The organism is Phenylobacterium sp., assembly GCF_044372605.1.
Classification (GTDB): Bacteria; Pseudomonadota; Alphaproteobacteria; order Caulobacterales; family Caulobacteraceae; genus Phenylobacterium.
The window spans coordinates 1-6,893 of record NZ_JBILRO010000187.1 but is presented as its reverse complement, the minus strand read 5'-3'; the positions used below and the strand labels follow the sequence as shown (position 1 = coordinate 6,893).

Annotated in this window: 6 protein-coding genes and 1 pseudogene; 4 read left to right on the top strand and 3 right to left on the bottom strand. The window is 65.2% G+C overall.

The genetic code is table 11. The features are described from left to right. Nucleotides 1-162 (bottom strand): annotated as a pseudogene (locus tag ACIQ42_RS13875) (aminodeoxychorismate/anthranilate synthase component II); the annotation flags it as partial. Between the two features lie 51 nt (nt 163-213). Between ACIQ42_RS13875 and ACIQ42_RS13870 the strand changes: the two are divergent. Then, complete coding sequence (locus ACIQ42_RS13870) at nt 214-417, top strand: hypothetical protein (RefSeq protein WP_397422830.1); 204 nt, start codon at nt 214-216, stop codon at nt 415-417. Nucleotides 418-426: 9 nt separating this feature from the next. Here the strand turns inward: ACIQ42_RS13870 and trpE are convergent, their stop codons facing one another. Both trpE and ACIQ42_RS13860 read right to left on the bottom strand, forming a co-directional pair. Further along, the gene (gene trpE, locus ACIQ42_RS13865; RefSeq protein WP_397422829.1) at nt 427-1,959 is read right to left on the bottom strand and encodes an anthranilate synthase component I; all 1,533 of its coding nucleotides are present in this window, start codon (nt 1,957-1,959) and stop codon (nt 427-429) included. Then, the gene (locus ACIQ42_RS13860; protein WP_397422828.1) at nt 1,956-3,890 is read right to left on the bottom strand and encodes a SurA N-terminal domain-containing protein; all 1,935 of its coding nucleotides are present in this window, start codon (nt 3,888-3,890) and stop codon (nt 1,956-1,958) included. The genes trpE and ACIQ42_RS13860 overlap by 4 nt, the downstream gene beginning before the upstream one ends. Nucleotides 3,891-4,008: 118 nt before the next feature. Between ACIQ42_RS13860 and tpiA the strand changes: the two genes are divergently transcribed. The 3 genes from tpiA to ACIQ42_RS13845 all read left to right on the top strand — a co-directional run. Beyond that, complete coding sequence (gene tpiA, locus ACIQ42_RS13855; protein WP_397422827.1) at nt 4,009-4,758, top strand: triose-phosphate isomerase; 750 nt, start codon at nt 4,009-4,011, stop codon at nt 4,756-4,758. Between the two features lie 131 nt (nt 4,759-4,889). Then, nucleotides 4,890-5,330 (top strand): preprotein translocase subunit SecG, encoded by a 441-nt coding sequence (gene secG, locus ACIQ42_RS13850; RefSeq protein WP_397422826.1) that lies wholly within the window; start codon nt 4,890-4,892, stop codon nt 5,328-5,330. A gap of 62 nt (nt 5,331-5,392) precedes the next feature. Further along, nucleotides 5,393-6,893, top strand: a 1,501-nt coding sequence (locus tag ACIQ42_RS13845) for a CTP synthase (protein ID WP_397422824.1), incomplete at its 3' end; no start/stop codon positions are given.

Sequence of the window (6,893 nt, the reverse complement as noted above, 5' to 3'; positions counted from 1 at the left end):
CTTCGGGCCCGGCGACAGCAGGACCGCTTCCGGACGCAGGGCCAGGGCCTCGGCGACGGAAAGCGCGTCATTGCGCACGACAAGCGTCTCGGCCCCAAGCTCGTTCAGATAGTGAACGAGGTTGTAGGTAAAGCTGTCGTAGTTATCGACGACCAGGATCATGGGTGTGTCATAGGCTTTGCCGCGGCGCGCGCCAAGCTGGATGCTGTGGGTATGTCGCTTACCGATTCGAGCCGTGACCGCGGAGAGTTCGCCCGTTGCCGAGGGTTGCTGGATCCGCCGGCCCGGCGCGAACCGATCTGGCCTGCGCTCGCAGCCGCCACCGCGCTGGCCGTAAGCTCGCTGGCCTTCGCCGTGGTCATGATCCTGGCGCCGCCGGTACAGACGGAACATGTGGCGACGGGTGCGCCGGAATAGTCCTGGCCTCTAGATGAACCGCCAGCTCTCTTCTGCGGCTTTTCGCAGGGCCCGGGCCTTGTGCAGGGTCTCGTCGTACTCCGCGTCGGGGTCGCTATCGGCAACGACGCCCGCGCCGGCCTGAACGTACATCATGCCGTCCTTGAAAATCGCGGTGCGCAGGACGATGCAGGTGTCGACCGAGCCGTCCGAGCCGAAGTAGCCGACGGCGCCGGCGTAGGCGATGCCTCGCTTTTCGATCTCGAGCTCGTCGATGATCTCCATGGCCCGGACCTTGGGGGCACCGGAAAGGGTACCGGCGGGCAGGGCGGCCATGACCACATCCACGGGGTCGAGCCCGTCCGGCGCGTCACCCTCGACGTTGGAGACCAGGTGCATCACGTGGCTGTAGCGCTCGACGAAGAAGCTGGCGGTGACGCGAACGCGGGGCGTACGGCTGGGCGGCGGCGGTTCGTTGGCGCCGGACTGCTTCAGCATGGCCACGCGGCCTACATCGTTACGACCCAGGTCCAGTAGCATCAGATGCTCGGCGCGCTCCTTGGGATCGGCAATGAGTTCCTGCTCGAGCGCCCGGTCTTCCTCCGGCGTGGCCCCGCGTGGGCGGGTGCCGGCGAGGGGCCGGATGGTGATCTTGCCGTCCCTCAGCCGGACCAGGATCTCAGGTGATGAGCCGGCCAGATGGAACGTCCCGAAGTCCAGGAAGAACAGGAAAGGCGAGGGGTTGGTCCGGCGGAGGGACCGATAGAGCGCGAACGGGTCTTGCGGGAAAGGCGCCCGCAGCCGGTGGCTGGGCACGACCTGGAAGATGTCTCCGGCCTGGATGTAGCCCTTCGCCGTCTCGACGATTCCCCGAAAGGTCTCGCGGTCGACCGGGGTGGTGAAGCGGTCCGGCTCAGGCTTCGCCGTGCCCAGCAGGGGCGGGGCGGGTTTTTTCAGGTCTTCGATGACCGCCTGCAGCCGGCCCTGCGCGGCGGCGTAGGCATCGGCCGCCGACGCTTTGTCGGGACGAACCGACGTCACCAGGATGATTTCCTGGGCGATAGCGTCGAAGATGGCCACGATCGAGGGCCGCGCCAGCACGCTGTCGGGCAGGTTCAGCGGGTCTGGATTGACGTTGGGCAGGCGCTCGACCAGCCGGATCATGTCGTAGCCGATGGCCCCGAAGACGCCGGCCGCCATGGGCGGAAGTCCGGCCGGAAGCTCGATCCTTGACGCAGCCAGCAGGTCGCGCAGGGAATCCAGCGCCGCGCCCGGCTCCGCAGTGAACTGCTCCGCCGCGATGCACGGACCCCGGGCGATCTCGGCCGTCTCACCCCGGCAGCGCCAGACGAGGTCCGGGTTCAGGGTGATGATCGAGTAGCGCGCCCGGAAAGCCCCGCCCTCGACGGATTCGAAGAGGAATGCGTAGGGCTTGCCGTGTCCGATCTTCAGGAAGGCGGAGACCGGCGTCTCGAGATCATCGATCAGCCGGGTCCAGACGACCTGGGGGGCTCCGCCGTCGTAGGTCGATGAGAAGGCCTCGAACGGCGGTTCTGAAATCACCCCTTCTTCTCCGGGGCCTTGGCCGCAGGTTCTTCCTTCGGTTCAAAGCCGGCGGCGGCGCGCGCGCGCGCAGGATCGGTTCTCACCTTGAGCTTGGTCCGGGCATAGACCTGGGCGCTTTCCGCCATCTCGCCGAATACGGCCTGAGCCAGTTCACCGCGGTTCATCTCGGCCATCCTGGCGGCCGTGGGGCCGGTGTCCATTCGCACATTGTCGATGAGGCCGATGGCGAAACCGGTGGGTGTCGGCGTTGACCAAGCCTCACGCGGCTTTGCCGCGAAGGCGCGGGCAAGGATTTCGCGTCCGATGTCGGCGACCCGGGGTTCAGCGGTCTGCCGCGACAGGCCGGGCGCGCGTTGTACCGCATAGCCGGCCGAAGCGGCCACCGCCTCAAGTGACTCGCCCTTTCGGACGCGTGCAACCAGGGTCTCCGTCCGGGCTTCCATGGCGCGCGTGATCTCGCGACGCATCCAGGCGTTGGTGACCACCGGCCTGATCTCGTTCAGCGGCTGAACGTAGGGGGCAATAACCTTTTCCACCCGGACCGCGAAATAGGCCCCTTCGCCCAGTTCCGTGATCTCGCTTTCGCCGCCGGCCGGAAGTGAGAAAGCTGTCTCAAGGATTTTGGCCGGCAGGCCCTGCATCTGGCGGCGCTTGTCGTCGATGCCCTGGGCGCTGATCGGACCGACCGTCTCGAAAGGTACGCCGGCCTTCTTTGCAGCGTCCGGCAGACTGGCCCCGCCCTGATGAGCGTCGTCATAGGCCTGGGTCTGGGCATAGACCTTTTCGGAGACCATATCCTTGCGGATTTCAGCCTCCAGCATCGGCCGGGCTTCCTCAAGGGTCACTTCGCGACCGGGCGAAACGTTGGCGACCCGCACCACCGCCAGGCCCAGGTCACCCTGAAGCGTGGCGATCTGGCCTGAAGCGAGGCGGAACGCGGCCTCGCCAATCTTGCGATCAGCGACAGCGGTCAGCGGCTTGTCCTCATAGGTCACCGCGTCAACGCCCAGCGACCTGGCGACAGCGGCCGGCGCTTCTCCGGAGGTCAGTCGGGCGGTGACTTTCTGGGCCGACGCCTGATCCTTCACCGGGATCTGCACCAGCGTACGGGTCTCCGGCTTGGAGAGCGTGTCCTTCCGGAAATTGAAGCGCTTCTGGAGTTCGGCGGCGTCGATGGGCGCGTTCGCCACAGCGGCGGCGGCCGCGCCCGGCACGAACGGCACAACGGTGAAGACCCGCATCTCCGGGACCATCAGATCGCCCTTGCTCTCCTTGATGAAGGCCAGGAGTTGGGCGTCGCTGGGGGCTGCCGGTTGCGGAACGCTCTGCGGCGTCACCACAAAGTAGGCGAGGTCACGGGCTTCCAGGGCGAATACCGAGCCCAGGGCGCCATAGGCGCGGGGCACGTTGAAGCCGTTCTGAATGGCGACCGCCCAGTGTTGCGAGGCCATCTCGTCACCCAGCACCCGGTCGAAGCCCGGCTTGGTATAGCCGTTCTCGGTCAGGCGCGCGGTGAATGTCTTGTCGTCAAAGGCGCCGGTGATCGGATTGAAGAAGTCCGGGATTTTGCTGATCTGGGCCAGAATCAGGCTGTCCGAGGGACGGATGCCGATCTTGTGGAGGAGTTCGGAGAAGGCTTCGCGGGTCGCCAGGCCGTTCAGCACCGTGGAGTCCAGATTGTTCTGCTCCGCCATTTCCGTGGTGATCGGTTGGCCGGCCTGCTGTTCGGCGCGCTTCTTGTATCGATCATATTCGCGCCGGAACTCGGCGGAATCGATGCTCCGTGACCCTGCCTTGATGACCTCGTCGCCGCGAATGGCGTCGACGCTGTATTGGGTCAGACCAAAGCCCGCCATGGCGACAATGACCAGGCCCAGGACGATCCGGGTGAACCAGGACGTGGCGGAAGTCTTCTTCTCGGCGGGCATTGTGGTCCTTTCCCGGGGCGGGCTTGGGCGACGGTATAGTGGAGGCGGCTTCCGTCCGGCAAGCACGTGACAGACAAGACGTCTTGGCTTAACCGCCACATGAGGCGATTTCAGGGAGATGTACGTGTCCAGGCCACAGCCTTTGATCGCGGGAAACTGGAAGATGAACGGCGTGGGTGCCTCTCTGGGCGAGGCCTACATGATCGCCGGAGGCCTGGGAGACACGACCGCGCGGGTGGCGATCTGCCCGCCGGCGACGCTGGTCCAGCGTCTGGCCGAGGTGCTGGCAGACAGCGCGGTCTTGGTGGGCGGTCAGGATTGCCATGCCGAGGAGGCCGGCGCCTTCACCGGCGATGTTTCGGCCGCGCAACTGGCGGATGCGGGCGCGGCCCTCGTGATCCTGGGTCACTCAGAACGCCGTGCAGGCCACGGCGAGACCGACGAACTTGTGGCCCGGAAGGTATCGGCCGCGCTTCGGGCCGGTCTGGAGCCGATTATATGCGTGGGTGAAACGCTGGATCAACGCAAGGGCGGGCAGGCCCTGGCCGTTGTCACCGGCCAGGTGCGGGGCTCGCTGCCCGCAGAACTCGCGGACAAAAGGTTCTCTGTCGCCTACGAGCCGGTCTGGGCCATCGGCACTGGATTGACGCCGACGACCCCGGAAATCGAGGAGGTTCATCGGGCGATCCGGGCCACCCTGACCTCGATGTTCGGCGCGGCGGGGAGCGGCGTCGCCATTCTCTACGGCGGCTCGGTGAAACCTTCGAACGCCGCCGAAATCCTGCATGCAGATGAGGTCGGAGGCGCTCTGGTGGGTGGGGCTTCCCTGAAGGCCGCGGACTTTCTCGGGATCATCCAGGCCGTTTGACGCGATTTCGGTCGACCATTGTTACGGACGTCGCCACGCACTAGCTATGGCCTTAGCCTGGGCATGATGATAGAGCGCCCGCTTCATTTCGGCCGGTGCCTATCCGCCCGGACGCATCGAAAGACCTAGGGATGCTGCTGCTAAACATTCTGCTGGTGATCGAAGTCATCGTCGCCTTCTTCCTGATCGTCGTGGTGTTGCTGCAACGCTCCGAGGGCGGGGCCTTGGGCGTCGGCGGCGGTCCGTCCGGCTTCATGACGGCGCGGGGCGCCGGCGACCTGCTGACGCGGACGACCTGGATTCTTGGGTCAATCTTCTTCGTCCTCAGCCTGACGCTGACGATTATGGCGGGACGCGAGCGCGGTTCGGCCTCGGTTGTCGACCGGATGAAGGTCAACGCCATCAACCCGGCTGAACTGGCCAAGCCGCCTGAGCCGCCGGCCGGCACGGCGCAGCCTGGACCCGCAGGCAGTGCGCCCGTTCCGCTTCAGGCACCGACGCCTACCCTCAACAGCCCGTTCGGCGCCATTCCGGCCACCGAGCCCGCGCCGGTTGTTCCGGAAAAGAAGTAAGTCGGGGATAGCGACAAATCCGTCGAGGATTCGTGGCCGAATCGCGGCTACTCTGGACCCCCATGGCCCGGTACATTTTCATCACCGGCGGCGTGGTCTCCTCCCTGGGTAAAGGTCTGGCGTCCGCCGCTCTTGGCGCGCTTCTGCAGGCGCGAGGCTACAAGGTCCGCCTGCGCAAGCTCGATCCGTATCTCAACGTGGATCCGGGGACGATGAGCCCGACTCAGCACGGCGAGGTGTTCGTCACCGACGACGGTGCCGAGACCGACCTTGATCTGGGCCACTATGAGCGGTTCACCGGGGTCAACGCCACGCGTGCTGACAACATCACCACCGGGCAGATCTACAAGACCATCATCGAGAAGGAACGGCGGGGGGACTATCTCGGCGCGACCGTGCAGGTGATCCCGCACGTGACCGGCGAGATCAAGGACTTCGTTCTCAGCGACCCGGGCGATGGCGTCGACTTCGTCCTGGTCGAGGTGGGCGGCACCGTGGGCGACATCGAGGGACTGCCGTTTTTCGAAGCCATTCGCCAGCTCGGCCAGGAACTGCCTCGGGGACACGCCTGTTTCATACACCTGACCTTGCTGCCCTACATCAAGACCGCCGGCGAAATGAAGACCAAGCCGACGCAGCATTCGGTCAAGGAACTGCGGTCCATCGGTATCCAGCCCGACATCCTGCTGTGCAGGTGTGAGATGGAAATACCGGACAGCGAGCGCCGCAAGCTCGGTCAGTTCTGCAATGTGCGGCCCAGCGCCGTGATCCAGGCGATGGACTCCCCCAATATCTATGCCGTGCCGCTGGACTATCACCGGGAGGGTCTGGACACCGAGGTGCTCGACGTCTTCGGCATGCTGGACAGCGCGCCGAAACCGGACCTGACCCGCTGGGAGCAGATCTCGCACACGCTAAGCCATCCCGACGGCGAGGTGAACATTGCCATCGTCGGCAAGTACACGGCGCTCACCGACGCCTACAAATCGCTGATCGAGGCCCTGATCCACGGCGGCGTGGCCAACAATGTCCGCGTGAAATTCGACTGGATCGAAGGCGAGGTCTTCGAGAAGGAAGAGGCGATGATCAGCGAGCGGCTGACCAACGTTCATGGCGTTCTGGTGCCTGGCGCGTTTGGGGAGCGTGGCTCTGAGGGGATGATCCGGGCCGTTCAGTTCGCCCGCGAACACGCCATCCCGTATTTTGGCATCTGTTTCGGCATGCAGATGGCCATGATCGAGGCGGCGCGGAATCTGGCCGGAATTAAGCAGGCGTCCTCAACAGAATTTGGCCCGACTTCGGAGCCCATTGTGGGCCTGATGACGGAGTGGGTCCGCGGCAACGAGAAAGAAGTCCGCCAGGAAGGCGGCGACTTCGGTGGCACCATGCGATGTGGCGCCTACGATGCGGTTCTGGCGCCCGGCAGCCGTGTGGCCGGGATCTATGGCAAGCCGGTGATCTCTGAACGGCACCGGCATCGCTATGAGGTCAACATCGGCTATCGCGATGCGATCGAGAGTACGGGGCTGACGTTCTCGGGCCTGTCGCCTGATGGTGTCCTGC

What these genes read in the sequence shown, in the direction of transcription:
- tpiA (WP_397422827.1), top strand. Translation starts at nt 4,009, where the DNA reads ATGTACGTGTCCAGGCCACAGCCTTTGATCGCGGGAAACTGGAAGATG.
- ACIQ42_RS13870 (WP_397422830.1), top strand. Translation starts at nt 214, where the DNA reads ATGTCGCTTACCGATTCGAGCCGTGACCGCGGAGAGTTCGCCCGTTGC.
- secG (WP_397422826.1), top strand. Translation starts at nt 4,890, where the DNA reads ATGCTGCTGCTAAACATTCTGCTGGTGATCGAAGTCATCGTCGCCTTC.
- ACIQ42_RS13860 (WP_397422828.1), bottom strand. Translation starts at nt 3,890, where the DNA reads ATGCCCGCCGAGAAGAAGACTTCCGCCACGTCCTGGTTCACCCGGATC.